This window comes from Streptomyces asiaticus (assembly GCF_018138715.1).
Lineage (GTDB): Bacteria > Actinomycetota > Actinomycetes > Streptomycetales > Streptomycetaceae > Streptomyces > Streptomyces asiaticus.
This window is the reverse complement of sequence record NZ_JAGSHX010000006.1, coordinates 6,711,613-6,726,688: the sequence shown is the minus strand read 5'-3', so window position 1 is coordinate 6,726,688 and position 15,076 is coordinate 6,711,613. Positions and strand designations below refer to the sequence as shown.

Here is a 15,076-nt window from a genome sequence, read left to right as displayed (position 1 = left end):
GCCAGTCGGCGACCGCCCCTCAACAGCTCATCCGTGAATTCTCAGTGGCCCTGCTCATCACGGCGCCGCTGCCACCGCTCCTCGATGCGTGTCATCATCGAGCGGCGCTGACGGCCCTGACGGCGGGGAGCCGCCCCACCGCCACGCTGTGCCTCGCCGGGTTTGGGAGCCTTGCGCCACCCGGTCACCGCGAGCACCGCACATCCCAGCATGATCAGGAAGCCCACCACGCTGATCCAGATCTGGGGAACGATCACCCCGACCATGAGGAGTGCGATGCCCACCAGAAAACCCGCGACCGCCTGGTAGACCCGTCGCCGGGTGTACGTTCGCAGGCCGCTTCCCTCAAGCGCTGTCGCGAACTTGGGATCTTCGGCGTACAGCGCTCGCTCCATTTGCTCGAGCATGCGCTGCTCGTGCTCCGAGAGCGGCACGGAGTCCTCCTACTCGTCGGTCGCGGGGGGCGACCGGGTGCGACCCTTTCAGGATAGGCAGGGAATCGCCCCCGTGAAACCCGCCCCTCAACGCCAATTCGCCCACCCCTTCGGGCGTGGCGAAAGTTGACGCTGAGACGTCCATTCCCCTCCCGCCGATTGGCCATGCCGGACGGTGTACCCCGATCATACGGCGCCGGGCGTCCGATCGGGCCTCCTGTGGCCGACTCCACCTGCGCCGCCCGTCGTCGGGTGGGACGGGAGGAGAGCGCTAGTCCCGCTCGGCGAGGACGTGCAGCTGAGTGGCGACGGAGCGGAAGGCGGGCAGCTCGGCGGCGGCCTCCTCCAGCTGCAACAGGGCATCCATCGCCCCGGGCTCGGTGTCCACGAGCACCCCGGGGACAAGATCGGCGAAAACCCGTACCCCGTGCACCGCGGCGATCTCCAGACCGGCCGCGCGCACCAGCCCGGACAGCTGGTCCTCGGTGAAGCGGCGCGGCATCGGGTCCCCGGAGCCCCAGCGGCCCTCCGGGTCGGTAAGCGCTTGCCGGGCCTCGGTGAAATGACCGGCCAGGGCGCGGGCCAGCACGGCGCCGCCCAGGCCCGCGGCGAGCACGCTGAGGGTCCCGGCCGGGCGCAGGGCCGCCGCCGCGTTCCGCAGGCCCTCGGCGGGGTCGTCGACGTACTCCAGCACGCCATGGCAGAGCACCACGTCGTAGCCGCCGCGCTCGACCACGTCGAACAGCCCGTGGGCGTCTCCCTGGACCCCGCGCACCCGGTCGGCGACCCCGGCCTCGGCGGCCCGCCGCTCCAGCGCGAACAGCGCGTTCGGACTCGGGTCGACCACGGTGACGCGGTGGCCGAGGCGGGCCACGGGAACGGCGAAATTGCCGCTGCCGCCGCCGGTGTCCAGGACGTCCAGCGCGCCGTGCACGGCCTCGCCCCCGCAGGGCTCCCGGCCCGTGGCCTTGGCCCGCCGTTCCAGGGCGTCTTTCAGGACCTCCCAGACCACGGCGGTACGGAGGGACGCACGGGGGCGCTGCGGGTCTGACACGGCGGGTGGCTCCTCGGCGCGGTGCCGCCACCGCCCGGAGGCGGTGACGACGGCTTGCTGAACGTCGGTGCTCCCAGCCTATTGCCTCCGTGGGGCGGGCCGCGCCGAGGCGGCCGGCGGACCGGCGCCACGCGATACCGGACCGGCGCCACGCGGGCACCGGGCCGCTCCCGGGCGGACACCGGGCCGCTCCCATACGGACACCGGACGACCCCCGCGCCGATACAGGGGCAGCCCCCGCACCGATACCGGGCCGCCCCTCAGGCCCCCGGCGGGCCCGGCTCGTCGTCCGGCCTCTGGTGGGGCAGGGCGGGCTGCAACATCAGCATGCGCTCCACCAGGCGCAGGAACATCGCGGTGGCGCGCAGCAGATCGTCCGCGTCCCGTGGGCTCGCGGCGCCCTGTATCCCCGCCTCGGCGCGGGCCCGGCGCTCGGCGCCGGAGGCGAACAGGGCGCTCCACTCGGCCAGTTCGGGAGCGACCTCGGGCAGCACCTCCCAGGCGCTGCGGATCCGGGCGCGGCGGCGCGCGGTGGGCTCGGGGCGGCCGCGCACGGCGAGCACGGCGGCGGCCGTGCGCAGTGCGGCCAGATGCGCGGTCGCAAAGCGCTCGTTGGGGGTCTCGAACTCGGCGGCCTCCTCCAGGCCCTCATGGGCCTGGGTGAGCAGGGCCGCGGCGGCGGGCGGGGCGGACGCGCGGCGCAGTACGGGGTGGACATCGCTCGCGGGACCGGTCAACGAGGGGGCAGGGGCGGCGGCACGGTGCCGGCGCGCTGCGGCGGTACTGGCCATGACGAACCTCCTGTCGTCGCGTGGCGGCCGCTCGTGTGGTAAAGCGACCGCCGTATGGGGCCATCGTGGGGCACACCACTGACAATCGGCCCTGACCAGCGCGAACGCCCCCGGTGCCACACCTCGTTCCGCCATGCCCCATACTGGTTTTTACACTGACCAGTCAGTTCAAAAATCAAGGAAGTGATCTGCGTGGGGGGCACCCCAGAAGCGGGGACCGGGGCGGCGGTGACGGCCGAGGGGCTCGGCGTCAGGGGATCGCACGGCTGGGCGTTCCGCGGTGCCGGCATCGCCGCCGATCCGGGTGCGCTGATCGCCATCGAGGGCCCGTCCGGCTCGGGCCGCACCTCCCTGCTGCTCACGCTCACCGGCCGGATGCGCCCCACCGAGGGACACGGCCGCGTCGGTGGCTTCCGGGTTCCCCAACAGATGGCGCGCATACGCCGGATCAGCGCGCTCGCGCATGTGCCGGGCGTCACCGAGCTCGACCCGGTGCTCACGGTCGCCGAGCATCTGCGCGAGCGGGCCCTGCTGCGGCGCCGGTTCGCCGACTCCCCGCGCGGGCTGCTGCGCCCGCGCCGGGATCGGGCCGCCGCGTCCCGGGCCGCGATCGACGCCGCCCTTACGGCCGCCGGGCTGGACCTCGACACACTGCCCAAGGGGCCGCGTACGGCCGTACGGGACCTGGACCGGCTGGAGGCGCTGCGGCTGTCGATCGCGCTCGCGCTCATCGCCCGGCCGCGGCTGCTGGCCGTCGACGACGCCGACCTGAAGCTCTCGGACGCCGACCGTGACCGCGCCTGGGCGCTGTTGCGGGAGGTCGCGGAGGACGGCGTCACGGTCCTCGCGGTGTGCAGCCAGGCCCCGCCCGGCGCGGTCGTGGTCCGCACCGCGCGCACCGGCGCCGCCGAGGGCGGCGAGAAGGCCCGCGGGACCCGGAAGGCCGGCGCGCCCGCCGCCGACCGACACGAACACGACGAGAACGAGGAGGGGGCGGCGGATGCGCTCGCCGAAACTCGCCGCGCTTGAGCTGAAGCGGTTCGGAAGGGGCAAGCTGCCGCGCGCGGCGCTCGCCGCCCTGCTCCTGCTGCCGCTGCTCTACGGCGCGCTGTACCTGTGGTCCTTCTGGGATCCGTACGGCAAGCTGAACAAGATCCCGGTCGCCCTCGTCAACTCGGACACCGGCGCCACCGTGAAGGGCAAGCACCTCACCGCGGGCGACGACATCACCGACAAGCTGCTCGACAGCGAGACCTTCGACTGGCGCCCCACGAGCGCCGCCGAGGCCCGTAAGGGCGTCGCGAACGGCACGTACTACCTCTCGCTGACCGTCCCCTCGGACTTCAGCCGGCAGATCGCCTCCAGCTCGGGGAAGTCCCCGGAGACCGGCGCCCTCACGGTGCGCACCAACGACGCCAACAACTACATCGTCGGCCAGATCTCCCGCTCGGTCTTCTCCGAAGTGCGCGCCGCGGCCTCCACCAAGGCGTCCCGCGGCTTCTACGACAACATCTTCATCTCCTTCGCCGACATCCACGGCGAGACGGAGAAGGCCGCCAAGAGCGCCGACAAGCTCGGTAAGGGCATCGGCAAGGCCAAGAAGGGCGCGGACGACCTCGCCAAGGGCCTGGCCAAGGCCAAGGAGGGCAGCCGCGATCTGAAGTCCGGGCTCGGCACGCTCTACAAGGGCTCCGGGACGCTCGAGACCGGCGCGGGCGGGGTCGCCGACGGCACCCAGTCCCTGTCCGACAAGGTCAACGACGTGGCGGCCAAGGTCCGGCCGTTCCTCAAGGAGCACGGCAAGGAGATCGGGGACATCTCCCAACTGGTGGCCGACGCCTCCCAGAAGGCGTCCGACAACCTCGACACCCTGCCCGAGAAGACCTCCACGGCGGCCACCAAGGCCCGTAAGGCGTCCGACGACCTCGCCGCCGACTACCGGACCCGCTGCGGGGGTGCGGTGCCCGCCGACCCGGACTGCCCCGCGCTGAAGAAGTCGGTGGCGGCGGCCGACACCGCCGCCGATGTGGCCGAGGACGTCAACAAGCTGGTCCAGGACCACACCGGCCAACTCGACACCCTCGGCGGCCATCTGGACGATCTGCACGACCAGGCGCTCTGGCTCGCGCGGAAGGCCCCGCACCTGGACACCGACCTCGACTCCGCCGTACGGAAGATCAACACCCTCAACTCCGGGGCACAGAAGGTCGCCAAGGGCGCCGGAACCCTGCACACCGGGCTGAGCACCGCCAAGACCGGCGCGTCCGCCCTCGACAGTGGCGTCGGTAAGGCGCGCGGCGGCGCGGACACCCTGGGCGGCGGGATGTACCGGCTCGTGGACGGCTCCGGGAAGCTCTCCGGCGGTCTGCACGACGGCGCGGGCAAGATCCCCGACTACGGCAAGCAGGACCGGGACGCCCGTACGGAGGTGATGTCGGATCCGGTGCGGCTGGTCAACCAGGCGCTGCACAAGGCGCCCAACTACGGCACGGGTTTCGCCCCGTACTTCATCCCGCTCTCCCTGTGGGTCGGCGCGATGGTGGCCTACATGCTGATCCAGCCGCTCAACGGGCGCGCGCTGGCGGCGGGCGCGTCCTCCTGGCGGATCGCGTTCGCGGGCTGGCTGCCGGTCGCCGCGATCGGTGTGCTCCAGACGCTGGCGCTGATGGCGGTGTTGCACTGGGCGATCGGCCTCGAGATGGTGCGGGCCGCGGGCACGCTCGGCTTCCTGATGCTGGTGACGGCCTGTTTCGCGGCGATCGTGCAGTGGCTGAACGCCCGCTTCGGACCGGCCGGCCGGATCCTGGTGCTGGCCCTGCTGATGCTCCAGCTGACCTCGGCGGGCGGCACCTATCCGGTGCAGACCAGTCCGCGCTTCTTCAACGCCATCCACCCCTTCCTGCCGATGACCTACGTGGTGGACGGGTTGCGCCGGCTGATCACCGGCGGCGGGCTCGGCCCGGTGTGGCTGGCCTGCGGAGTGCTCCTCGGATTCACCGCGGCCGCCCTGGCGCTCACCGCGTGGTCCGCGCGGCGCCGGCAGGTGTGGACGGTGGACCGGCTGCACCCGGAGCTGAGCCTGTGAGCGGGATAACATCGACAGCGGGCAGAATCGGCGCCATGGACAGCAGCAGCACGCGCCGCCAGGCCACCCGGCAGAAACTCTTCGAGGCAGCGGTCACCCTCATCGCCGAACAAGGCTTCTCCTCCACCACCGTGGACGAGATCGCCGAGCGGGCCGGGGTGGCCAAAGGCACGGTCTACTACAACTTCGCCAGCAAGACCGTGCTCTTCGAGGAGCTGCTGCGGCACGGCATCGAGCTGCTGTCCGCCTCGCTCCAGACCGCCGCCGACGAGAACGCCGAGCGCGGCGGCAGCCATGTGGACGCGCTGGACGCCATGGTCCGGGCCGGGCTCGACTTCATCTCCCGCTATCCGTCGCTGACCCAGCTGTACGTGGCCGAGCTGTGGCGCACCAACCGCGCCTGGCAGTCCACCTTGATGATGGTCCGGCAGCAGGCCATAGCGGTGATCGAGGCCGAGCTGCGGGCCGGGGTGGCCGCGCACGAGCTCAGCGAGGACATCGACATCCCGCTGACCGCCTCGGCCCTGTTCGGGATGGTGCTGGTGGCGGCGCTGGACTGGCAGTCCTATCAGCCGGAGCGGTCGCTGGAGGACGTGCACGCGGCGCTGTCACGGCTGCTCCAGGGCCGCGTCGGCGGGACCGTGACCTCGGGGTGAAAGCAGAAGGCGCTGTTCCGGCAGACCGACTGTCATCGACCTGACCGGAACAGCGCCTCCCCCCGTAACTCCCCCGTACTTCCCCCGTACTTCCCCCGTTGGAGGCTCCTGGTCCGGAGACTCCCGGCGACTCCCACCTTCGTCCGGGCCCGCGCCGTTCCGCCGCCCCGTGCCGGCGGTGCGGCGCGTGCCCTTCCGTGTGCTCCACTCTCTCGTCCGCGCAGGTGGCGGCCCATCCGCGCGGCTACTCATCTCCCCGGCTGAGTACGCGTACTCAGCTGTGCGCGTTCGTCCCCAGGCACGGTGCCCCCGCTGTCGGTGGGGGCGGATAAAGTCACGGTCATGGCACGGATTGTGGTGATCGGCTCCGGGATGGGCGCCATGGCGGCGGCCGCCCGGCTGGCCGTGGCAGGCCACCGGGTGGTGGTGTACGAGCGCGGGCGCACCCATGGCGGCGGGGTCGGCCGCTTCGAGCGGGACGGCTTCCGCTTCGACACCGGCCCGGGGCTGCTGCATCTGCCCGCCGTCCACCGGGATCTGTTCGTGAAGACCGGCAAGCAGACCCTGGAGCAGAGCGTCGAGCTCGTCCAGGTCGACCCGGCGGGCCGGCACCTCTTCGCCGACGGCACGGACGTCCGGCTGCCCAACGCCTCCCGGGCCGGGGTGCTCCAGGCGCTGGACGGCGCCTTCGGCGCGGGTGCGGGCGAGCGCTGGAGCGATCTGGTCAACCGGGCGCGCGAGGTGTGGGACGCCACCCGCAGACCGCTCCTGGAGGAGCCGCTGCGCGCCGACTGGCGGGTCCTGGGCCGCGACCCCTATCCGGCCGCCCCCGTGCGGCGCGGCCGGCTCGGCGGCCTGTTCCGCCGGGGCGGCGCCGCCGGGCCGCCCACGCTCGCCGAGGTGGCCCGCCGTGAGCTGGGGGATCCGCGCGCCGCGGCCCTTCTGGAGAGCCATGTGCTGGCGCACGGCCTGGACCCGCGCTCCGCCCCCGCCGCGGCCACCGTGCTGCCTTACATCGAGCAGACGTTCGGCACCTGGTATGTGCGCGGGGGGATGCGAGCGCTCGCCGACGCCCTCCACGAGCGGTGCCGTCAGCGGAAGGTGGAGTTCCACTTCGAGGCCGAGGTCACCGGCATCGTGGAGAAGGACGGCCGTGCGGCGGGTGTGGAGCTGGCCGACGGCAGCGTCACGGAGGCCGACGCGGTGGTCTCGGGCATCGACCCCGCGCTGCTGCCCTCGCTGCTCGGCGGGCAGCGGCCCTGGCGGGAGGGTGATGTGCGGCCGGAGTCCGGCGCGGGCGGCGGCACACCGGGGCGGCTGACCGTCTTTCTGGCGCTGCGCGGCGCCCGCCCCGAGGGCACCGCGCACCGCACCGTGGTCCACGCCCCGGACCGCGACGCGGAGTTGGCCGCCGTCTTCGGCGACGGCCAGGGGCTCCGCGAGCCCTGCCCCCGCCCCACCGTGACCGTGCTGCGCCCGGACGACCCCGCGGTGCGCCCGGACGCGGAGCACGAGGCCGTCACCCTTACCGCCGTCGTCGCCCCGCACGGCCCGGTGGACTGGACGGACGGCGCGGCGGCGGAGCAGGACGCCCAGCGGCTGATCACGGCCGCCGAGGCGGCGATACCGGAGCTGCGGGGGCGGCTGCTGTGGCATGAGGTCCGCACACCCGCCGACACCGCGGCGGAGACGGGCGCCCGGGGCGGCGGCGTTCCGGGCCCGGTGCTCGCCGGGGCGGACGGCGCGTTTCTGCGGCCCGCGAATGCCACCCGGATACCGGGCCTGTATCTGGCGGGCGGCTGGGCCCATCCGGGCGGCGGGCTCGCCCATGCCGGGATGTCGGGCGCGCTGGTGGCCGGGCTGATCGTCGAGGGCGGGGACTGGCGCGGCTCCCAGTAGCGCGGGCCCGAGCGACGCCTCCCGGCCATAGCGCGGGCCCCGGAAACGCGCGGGTGGGTGCCGCTCCCGGGAGCGGCACCCACCCGTCGGCGGAGCTCAGTTCGACGGAGCTCAGTAGCGGTACTGCTCGTCGAAGCCCTGGGGATAGCCCTGGTTCTGGCCCTGGTGCTGCTGGTACGGGTACGCCTGCTGGTCCGCCGGGGGCGCGTCGTCGCCCTCGCGCTGCTGCGGCACCCAGGGCCCGCCGGACTGCGTCACGTCGTACGCCGGGTCCGGCGAGGCGTAGCCGGCCTCGGCCGCCCAGTGGTCGCCGCCGCCGTAGGTCGCGGCGTACGGGTCCTGCTGGCCGTAGGCCGCGTACTGGTCGGCGTACTGCTGCTGGCCGTACGCCTGCTGGTCGTAGCTCTGCTGGTCGTAGCCCTGCTGGTCGTAGGGCTGGGCCTGGGGCTGGGCGCCGCCGTACGGGTCCTGCCCGTAGGCCGCGTACGCCTCGTTCCCATAGCCGTACTGCCCGGCCTGGCCCATCTGGTCCGCGTAGACGTCCTGGCCGTAGCTGTGGCCCTGCCCCTGGCTGTGGTCCTGCTGCGCGCCGTAGCCGCCGTACGTCTCGTACGCGCTGTAGCCGTCCGCCGCCGCCTCGCTGTACGCGCCCGAGGCCGGGGTGAAGGGCGACGGCTCCTCGTAGACGCCGTACTCACCGGTGTCGTCGGGCATCGGCTGCGGCTGGTAGGTGGGCGGCTCCGGATGCGCCGCCGGGACCGCCTCCAGGTCGGAGACCTCGAGGATCGGCTCCTTGTCCGCGTCCTCCGGCCGGATGCTCTTCCCCTCGCGCCCCAGCAGCCCCGGCAGCCCGCCGCGCAGCGCCCAGCCCGCGGCGAAACCGCGCCGGAAGGAGAGCGTCACATACGTCTGGCCGATGGCGAAGGCGATCGCGCCCACCCCGATCACCGGAACGGACGGGATCAGCACACCGACGACCACGCCCAGGAAGCCGACGAAGGCCAGCAGCCGCCAGCGGAGCCGCGCCTTGTACTGCAGGAGGACCTCTCCCAGCAGCCACAGCGCGACGACGCCGAATGCGATGTAGAGGACCGTCCAGCCCATGCCCGCCCCTCTCAATGCGGCCGCCCGTCGGCTGCCGTCATCAGGACCGCTGATGCAGTCCCAGATTCTCGTAGATTTCCAGCGTCGCCGTGGAGTGGTTCAGGGTAATGAAGTGCAGCCCGGGGATCTCCTCGGCCATCAACCGCGCGCACAGCTTCGTGGCGTAGTCGATCCCGATCGAGCGTACAGCCGCCGGATCGTCCTTCACCGCCAGGATCCGCTCAGCCAGTTCGGGCGGGAACGCGGCGTTGCTGAGCTGCGCGAACCGCTCGATCTGCTTGACGTTCGTGACCGGCATGATTTCAGGGATGATGGGTGTCGTACAGCCCGCTGCCGCGACCCGGTCGCGCAGCCGCAGATAGTCCTCGGGGTAGAAGAACATCTGCGTGATGGCGAAGTCGGCGCCCGCGCGGCACTTGTCGATGAAGTGACGGATGTCGGTGTCCCAGTCCGTCGAGCGCGGGTGCATCTCGGGGAACGCGGCCACGCCGACGCAGAAGTCGCCGGACTCCTTGATCAGCTGGACCAGATCGGCGGCGTAGGTGAGGCCGTCGGGGTGCTGGACCCACTCCCCCATGGGATCGCCCGGCGGGTCGCCGCGCAGGGCGAGCATGTTCCGGATCCCGGCGCCGGCGTACTGCCCGATGATGTTGCGCAGCTCGGCCCGGGAGTGGTTCACGGCGGTCAGATGGGCGACGGGGGTGAGCGTGGTGTCCGTCGCGATGCGCTCGGTGGCGCGCACGGTGCCCCCGCGGGAGGAACCACCGGCTCCGTAGGTCACGGAGACGAACGTGGGCGAGACGGCTTCCAGCCTGCGGATGGCGTTCCACAGCGTCTGCTCGCCCTTCGCCGTTTTGGGGGCGAAGAATTCGAAGGAATACGACTGCTCGCCCGACGCGAGCAGATCGCGCACGGTCCGGGCGCGATCGGTCCTGGTGGAAGCGGTGCCTAGGGCCATACGTGCAGGCTATCCACCCGGCCCGGCTACGCCCACCCGACCTCGGGGATATGGGGGTTTTGCCAGCTTCCTGTCCGCAGTGCGGACAGATCCGTACGCCTTCGACCGGCGGACGGGCCGGGCGGGATGAAAGGTGGGTGAAACCCAGGTGAAAACTGACCCCTGGGGCGGTTCGCGGGCGGTCCCCATCCCGGTCGGGCCGGGCCCCATCCCGGTCGGGCCGGGCCGCGCGCTCAGCAGGTCGGAGGAAGTCCGCTACGGTTCGGGCAGCGCCCCGAAGGGGCGCGGGGCTGTGTCGATGTGCGGCTCCGCCGCGCGGACGCGACCAGCCACGACGGCGCCGCAGTCGACCGACGACGCATCGCGACACGTCCAGCGGAGCGCTTGGTCAGGCCGCCGCGCGGACCCGCTTCGCCAGCTCCGCCGTCGCCCCCGCCGGATCGTCGGCGGCCGTGATGGCCCGGACCACGACGATGCGGCGGGCGCCCGCCTCCAGGACCTGATCCAGGTTGGAAGCGTCGATTCCGCCGATGGCGAACCACGGCCGCTCCGTGCCCAGCGCGGCGGCGTGGCGCACCAGGGACAGCCCCGGGGCGGGGCGGCCCGGCTTGGTGGGGGTGGGCCAGCAGGGACCGGTGCAGAAATAGTCCACACCGGGCTGGACGGCAGCCGCGTCCACCTCCGCCTCCCCATGGGTGGAGCGCCCGATCAGCACGTCCTGGCCGAGGATCGCGCGCGCCGCGGGCACCGGCAGATCGCCCTGGCCCAGATGGAGCACATCCGAGCCGATGGCATGCGCGACATCGGCCCGGTCGTTGACGGCGAGCAGCTTGCCGTGCCGGCGGCAGGCGTCCGCGAAGACCTGGAGGTGCTCCAGCTCCTCGGCCGCCTCCATCTCCTTCTCCCGCAGCTGGACGATGTCCACCCCCGCCCCCAGGACGGCGTCCAGGAACTCCGGCAGATCGCCCTGGCCCTTCCGCGCGTCGGTGCACAGATAGAGACGGGCGTCGGCCAGCCGCTCGCGAGCGGTGGCGGTAGCGGTAGCGGTGGTGGACATGCGTTCCCCCCGGAGGGTCGGGCGGCGTACGGGCCGTGCGGGGAGCCCGGCCCGTACGCCAGATGTGATCAGGGGCGATCAGGGGCGATGACAATGGCGGAAGCGCGCGGCCCGCGTGAAAACGACCAGCCCTGTACAGGCCCCGTACGGGCTGTGTACGAGCCCCGTACGGAAAGCCACGGAAGGCTGGGCGGTGGCGGCGTCAGGGTGATGCCGTCAGACGGCGAGGGCCTGGGCGCGCCGCTTCACTTCCGTGCCGCGATTCTCGCTCAGCGCCCGTGCCGGGGTGCCGGGCAGGCTCGGGTCGGGGGTGAAGAGCCACTCCAGCATCTCTTCGTCACTGAAGCCGTCGTCCTTCAGAAGCGTCAAGGTCCCCACGAGGCCCTTGACGACCTTTCCGTCACCGATGAACTCCTCGGGGACCTGAAGGACCCTGTTCTCGCCACGGCGCACGGCGATCAGCTGGCCCTCCTTGACCAGCTGCCGGACGCGCGTCACCTCGACCCCCAGTCGTTCGGCGACGTCGGGGAGGGTGAGCCAGGCGGGGACGAGAGCATCGATCTTTGCGTCAATCTCGGTCACGGAACAAGCCTGCCATCTGGGACTGACAGTGGGTAGCCGGGCGTCCGCCGCGCGGGCCGCCCGCCCCGCCCCCGGGCGCGTCGGCCGGTGGCCGACCGGCGGTCGGCCCGCCGGTCAGAGGACGGCCGACTTCAGCGGCACCGAGGGGTCCTCGGCCCGCGTCCGGTCCAGCCGGGCGCCGCGCTCGATCAGCTTGCGCCCCTGGGCCAGATCGCGCGGACGGCCGACGGCCAGCAGGGCGACCAGGGCGCCCTCGCGCAGCCAGCACACCGACCAGGCGGCGCCCGCCGGATCGCCGCGCCAGACCAGCTCGTCGGCCTCCGAGTGGTGCCCGGCGTACTGCACGAAGCGCCCGAACTGCTCGGACCAGAAGTACGGCACCGGGTCGTAGACCACACCCGGGAAGTGGGCGGCCGTCCGGCTCCCCACCACGTTGGCGGCGACGGTGCGCGGGCCCTGGAGCGCGTTGTCCCAGTGGTGCACCAGCAGCCGCGTTCCGTAGCGGGCGGACGGGAAGGAGGCGCAGTCGCCGACCGCGTAGACGTCCGGCGCGGAGGTGCGCAGCCGGTCGTCGGCGGCGACGGAGCGGTCCTCGGCCAGCTCCACGCCCGAGCCCGCGAGCCAGTCCGTGGCGGGCCGGGCCCCGATCCCGACGACCACCGCGCCCGCGCGCAGCCGGGTGCCGTCGCCGAGCAGCAGCCCGCTCTCGTCGACCGAGGCCACTGGGGCCCCCGTGACCAGCCGGGCGCCGTAGTCCTCGTACCAGGCCGCCATGGGGGCCGCGACCTCGGCCGGGAGCGCGCCCGCCAGCGGCCGGTCGGCGGCCTCGACGACGGTCACGGCGCAGCCCGCCTCGCGTGCCGCGGTGGCGAACTCCGCGCCGATCCAGCCCGCCCCCACGACCGCGATCTCGCGCTGCCGGGCGAGCACCGGGCGCAACCGCTCGGCGTCGTCCAGCGTGCGCAGCAGATGGACGCCGGGCTCTCCCTCGCTGCCCGGCAGCGGGATCGGCTCGGCGCCGGTGGCGATCACCAGGACGTCGTACGGGAGCTGGCCGGTCGCGGTCTCGACGAGCCGCTTGTCCGGGCGCAGGCCGGTGACCTCGACGCCGAGCCGCAGGCCGATGCCGAGCCCGGCGAAGTCCACGTCGAGCGTCGAGCCCTCGGCCTTTCCGAGCAGTACGGCCTTGGACAGCGGGGGGCGGTCGTAGGGCTGGTGGGGCTCCGCGCCCAGCAGGACGATCCCCCCGGTCCAGCCGTGTTCGCGCAGCGCGACGGCGGTTTGCACCCCCGCCATGCCCGCGCCGACGATCACCACGCGCTGTCCGGGGCCGTTCGAGGACGGCTTCGTCGTCGTCTCATCGCTCACACGATCACTGTATTGCGGCTGGTGGGGCGGACTGGAGAACGGCTTGCGAGAGGTCGGACACAGAGTGGGGGTCGGACGGGGGTGGGTGGGGGGTGCGGGGCCGGACGGTGCGCGGGTTTGTGGGCGCCTCCGGCGGTGAGCCCCCACCCCGCCCCTTCCCGAAACGATGGGGCTCCGTCCCCCTCGCCCCCCGCCGGGGCTCCGCCCCGGACCCCGCTCCTCAAGCGCCGGAGGGGCTGGGGTTGCGGGGCGCCGGACGGGCTGGGGCCGCGGGGCTCCGCCCCCGGACCCGTTCCTCGAACTCCCCCAGCTGCCGCTGGGAGGTGCCCCCTGCGAGAGGCCGGGGGCGGCTGGTCTTTCGGGTGGTTCGGGGCGCGTACTAGGGTGGCGGGGCAGAGCACTCGCGGGAGCCCGGGCGGACCGGGCTGAGAGGGAGGCTGGAACGGCCTCCGACCGTACGAACCTGATCCGGGTCATGCCGGCGAAGGGAGGGGCAGCGTGTCCACGCACGCACCAGGTCACGACGACGGACCTCACACATCCAGCGGGCCGCCACCCGGCGGACGCTACGACGCCCTCGTCATCGGGGGCGGCATCATCGGGCTGGTCACGGCCTGGCGGGCGGCCCAGCGCGGGCTGCGTACCGCGCTCGTCGACCCGGCGCCCGGCGGCGGAGCCGCCTGGGTCGCGGCCGGGATGCTGGCGGCCGTCACCGAGCTGCACTACGGCGAGCAGACCCTGCTCCGCCTCAACATGGCCTCCGCGCGCCGCTATCCGGACTTCGTGGCCGAGCTCGAGGAGGCCGGCGGCCAGGACGTGGGCCACCGCGCGAGCGGCACGCTCGCCGTCGCGTTCGACGCCGACGACCGCGCCCATCTGCGCGAGCTCCACACCTTCCAGCAGGGACTCGGGCTGGAGTCCGAGTGGCTGACGGGGCGTGAGTGCCGCCGTCTGGAGCCGATGCTCTCGCCGGGCGTACACGGCGGGCTGCGTGTCGCCGGTGACCACCAGGTGGATCCGCGGCGGCTGACGGCGGCGCTGCTCACCGCGTGCGAGCGGGCCGGGGTCGCCTTCCACCGCCACCGCGCGGAGCGGCTGCTGCTGGACGGCGACCGCGCCACCGGGGTCGAGCTGACCGGGGGTACGCGCCTGGCCGCCGAGCGGACCGTACTGGCCGCGGGCAGCCTCAGCGGACGGCTCGCGGGCGTTCCTGAGGACGTCCTGCCGCCCGTACGGCCCGTCAAGGGGCAGGTGGTGCGGCTGTCGGTGCCCGAGCGGTACGCGCCGTTCCTCTCCCGGACCGTACGGGCCGTGGTGCGCGGCGGGCCGGTCTACCTGGTGCCGCGCGAGAACGGCGAGCTGGTCATCGGCGCGACCAGCGAGGAGCTGGGCTGGGACACCACGGTCACCGCGGGCGGGGTGTACGAACTGCTGCGGGACGCCCATGAGGTGGTGCCCGGCATCACCGAACTGCCGCTGGTGGAGACGTCCGCCGGACTGCGCCCCGGCTCCCCCGACAACGCCCCGATGCTCGGCCCGACCGCGCTGCCGGGGCTGTTGCTGGCCACCGGCCACTTCCGCAACGGTGTGCTCCTCACCCCGATCACCGGCGATGTCATGGCCGAGGCCCTCACCAGCGGAGAACTCCCCCCGGAGGCCCAGCCGTTCAGCCCGCAGCGCTTCGCGGCTCCCCCGGTGGCGCCCTCTCCCGGTGCCCCCGGCGCCGCGCAGTCCCCAGCACAGGAGCAGTACACATGACCGTCTCCGTCAACGGCGAGCCTCGCGAGGTGCCCGAGGGCACCACGCTCGACCGGCTCGTCGCGACCCTCACCCAGGCGCCCTCGGGTGTCGCCGCCGCCGTCAATGAAACGGTTGTCCCGCGCACCCAGTGGTCCGCGACCTCGCTCGGCGACGGTGATCGCGTCGAGGTCCTCACCGCGGTCCAAGGAGGCTGATCCCACCCATGGCTCCCATCACGACCACCACGACCACCACGACCACCACCCCGGCCACCACAGCCGTCACCACCACCCCCGACGCCACGACGGCCCACGGCGCCGCCGACCGCGCCTCGCTCACCGCGCCCGA

14 protein-coding genes and 1 riboswitch are annotated in these 15,076 nt (G+C 73.3%); of the genes, 6 read left to right on the top strand and 8 right to left on the bottom strand.

Going from position 1 to position 15,076, the window contains the following annotated elements:
* Positions 1-41: 41 nt before the first annotated feature.
* From KHP12_RS36510 to KHP12_RS36500, 3 genes are all read right to left on the bottom strand, one after another.
* On the bottom strand, positions 42-434 hold the full coding sequence (locus tag KHP12_RS36510; protein ID WP_030831620.1) for an SCO2097 family morphological protein: 393 nt from the start codon (positions 432-434) through the stop codon (positions 42-44).
* Between the two features lie 271 nt (positions 435-705).
* Positions 706-1,488 (bottom strand): methyltransferase, encoded by a 783-nt coding sequence (locus tag KHP12_RS36505; protein ID WP_086882623.1) that lies wholly within the window; start codon positions 1,486-1,488, stop codon positions 706-708.
* A gap of 260 nt (positions 1,489-1,748) precedes the next feature.
* Positions 1,749-2,279 (bottom strand): SAV_6107 family HEPN domain-containing protein, encoded by a 531-nt coding sequence (locus KHP12_RS36500; protein ID WP_086882622.1) that lies wholly within the window; start codon positions 2,277-2,279, stop codon positions 1,749-1,751.
* A gap of 192 nt (positions 2,280-2,471) precedes the next feature.
* On the opposite strand from KHP12_RS36500, the gene KHP12_RS36495 reads away from it, so the two are divergent.
* The 4 genes from KHP12_RS36495 to KHP12_RS36480 all read left to right on the top strand — a co-directional run bounded on the left by KHP12_RS36495 (position 2,472) and on the right by KHP12_RS36480 (position 7,919).
* Positions 2,472-3,308, top strand: a complete 837-nt coding sequence (locus KHP12_RS36495; protein WP_211834114.1) for an ATP-binding cassette domain-containing protein — start codon at positions 2,472-2,474, stop codon at positions 3,306-3,308.
* The gene (locus KHP12_RS36490) at positions 3,280-5,364 is read left to right on the top strand and encodes a YhgE/Pip family protein (protein ID WP_211834113.1); all 2,085 of its coding nucleotides are present in this window, start codon (positions 3,280-3,282) and stop codon (positions 5,362-5,364) included. Before KHP12_RS36495 ends, KHP12_RS36490 begins: the two co-directional genes overlap by 29 nt.
* 35 nt (positions 5,365-5,399) lie before the next feature.
* A complete protein-coding gene (locus tag KHP12_RS36485) occupies positions 5,400-6,020 on the top strand; it encodes a TetR/AcrR family transcriptional regulator (protein WP_086882619.1) in 621 nt (206 codons plus the stop codon).
* 342 nt (positions 6,021-6,362) lie between these two features.
* Positions 6,363-7,919 carry a phytoene desaturase family protein gene (locus KHP12_RS36480; RefSeq protein WP_086882618.1) on the top strand — a complete coding sequence of 519 codons (1,557 nt, stop codon included), beginning with the start codon at positions 6,363-6,365 and terminating at the stop codon, positions 7,917-7,919.
* 111 nt (positions 7,920-8,030) lie between these two features.
* Here the strand turns inward: KHP12_RS36480 and KHP12_RS36475 are convergent, their stop codons facing one another.
* The 5 genes from KHP12_RS36475 to KHP12_RS36455 all read right to left on the bottom strand — a co-directional run bounded on the left by KHP12_RS36475 (position 8,031) and on the right by KHP12_RS36455 (position 12,988).
* Positions 8,031-9,023, bottom strand: coding sequence for a hypothetical protein (locus KHP12_RS36475; RefSeq protein ID WP_086882617.1), 993 nt, complete (start codon positions 9,021-9,023; stop codon positions 8,031-8,033).
* 40 nt (positions 9,024-9,063) lie between these two features.
* Positions 9,064-9,981, bottom strand: a complete 918-nt coding sequence (metF, locus tag KHP12_RS36470) for a methylenetetrahydrofolate reductase [NAD(P)H] (protein ID WP_086882616.1) — start codon at positions 9,979-9,981, stop codon at positions 9,064-9,066.
* Positions 9,982-10,369: 388 nt separating this feature from the next.
* Positions 10,370-11,038 carry a thiamine phosphate synthase gene (gene thiE / locus KHP12_RS36465; protein ID WP_210609184.1) on the bottom strand — a complete coding sequence of 223 codons (669 nt, stop codon included), beginning with the start codon at positions 11,036-11,038 and terminating at the stop codon, positions 10,370-10,372.
* Between the two features lie 216 nt (positions 11,039-11,254).
* On the bottom strand, positions 11,255-11,620 hold the full coding sequence (locus KHP12_RS36460; RefSeq protein ID WP_037949046.1) for an Rv2175c family DNA-binding protein: 366 nt from the start codon (positions 11,618-11,620) through the stop codon (positions 11,255-11,257).
* 114 nt (positions 11,621-11,734) lie between these two features.
* Complete coding sequence (locus tag KHP12_RS36455) at positions 11,735-12,988, bottom strand: NAD(P)/FAD-dependent oxidoreductase (protein ID WP_211834112.1); 1,254 nt, start codon at positions 12,986-12,988, stop codon at positions 11,735-11,737.
* Between the two features lie 393 nt (positions 12,989-13,381).
* Positions 13,382-13,495, top strand: a riboswitch (TPP riboswitch).
* Here KHP12_RS36455 and thiO point away from each other — a divergent pair.
* Both thiO and thiS read left to right on the top strand, forming a co-directional pair.
* Positions 13,487-14,746 carry a glycine oxidase ThiO gene (thiO, locus tag KHP12_RS36450; RefSeq protein WP_167442435.1) on the top strand — a complete coding sequence of 420 codons (1,260 nt, stop codon included), beginning with the start codon at positions 13,487-13,489 and terminating at the stop codon, positions 14,744-14,746. (Overlaps the previous riboswitch by 9 nt.)
* Entirely contained in the window at positions 14,743-14,943 is a 201-nt protein-coding gene (thiS, locus tag KHP12_RS36445) for a sulfur carrier protein ThiS (RefSeq protein ID WP_020872049.1), read from the top strand. Before thiO ends, thiS begins: the two co-directional genes overlap by 4 nt.
* Positions 14,944-15,076: the final 133 nt, after the last annotated feature.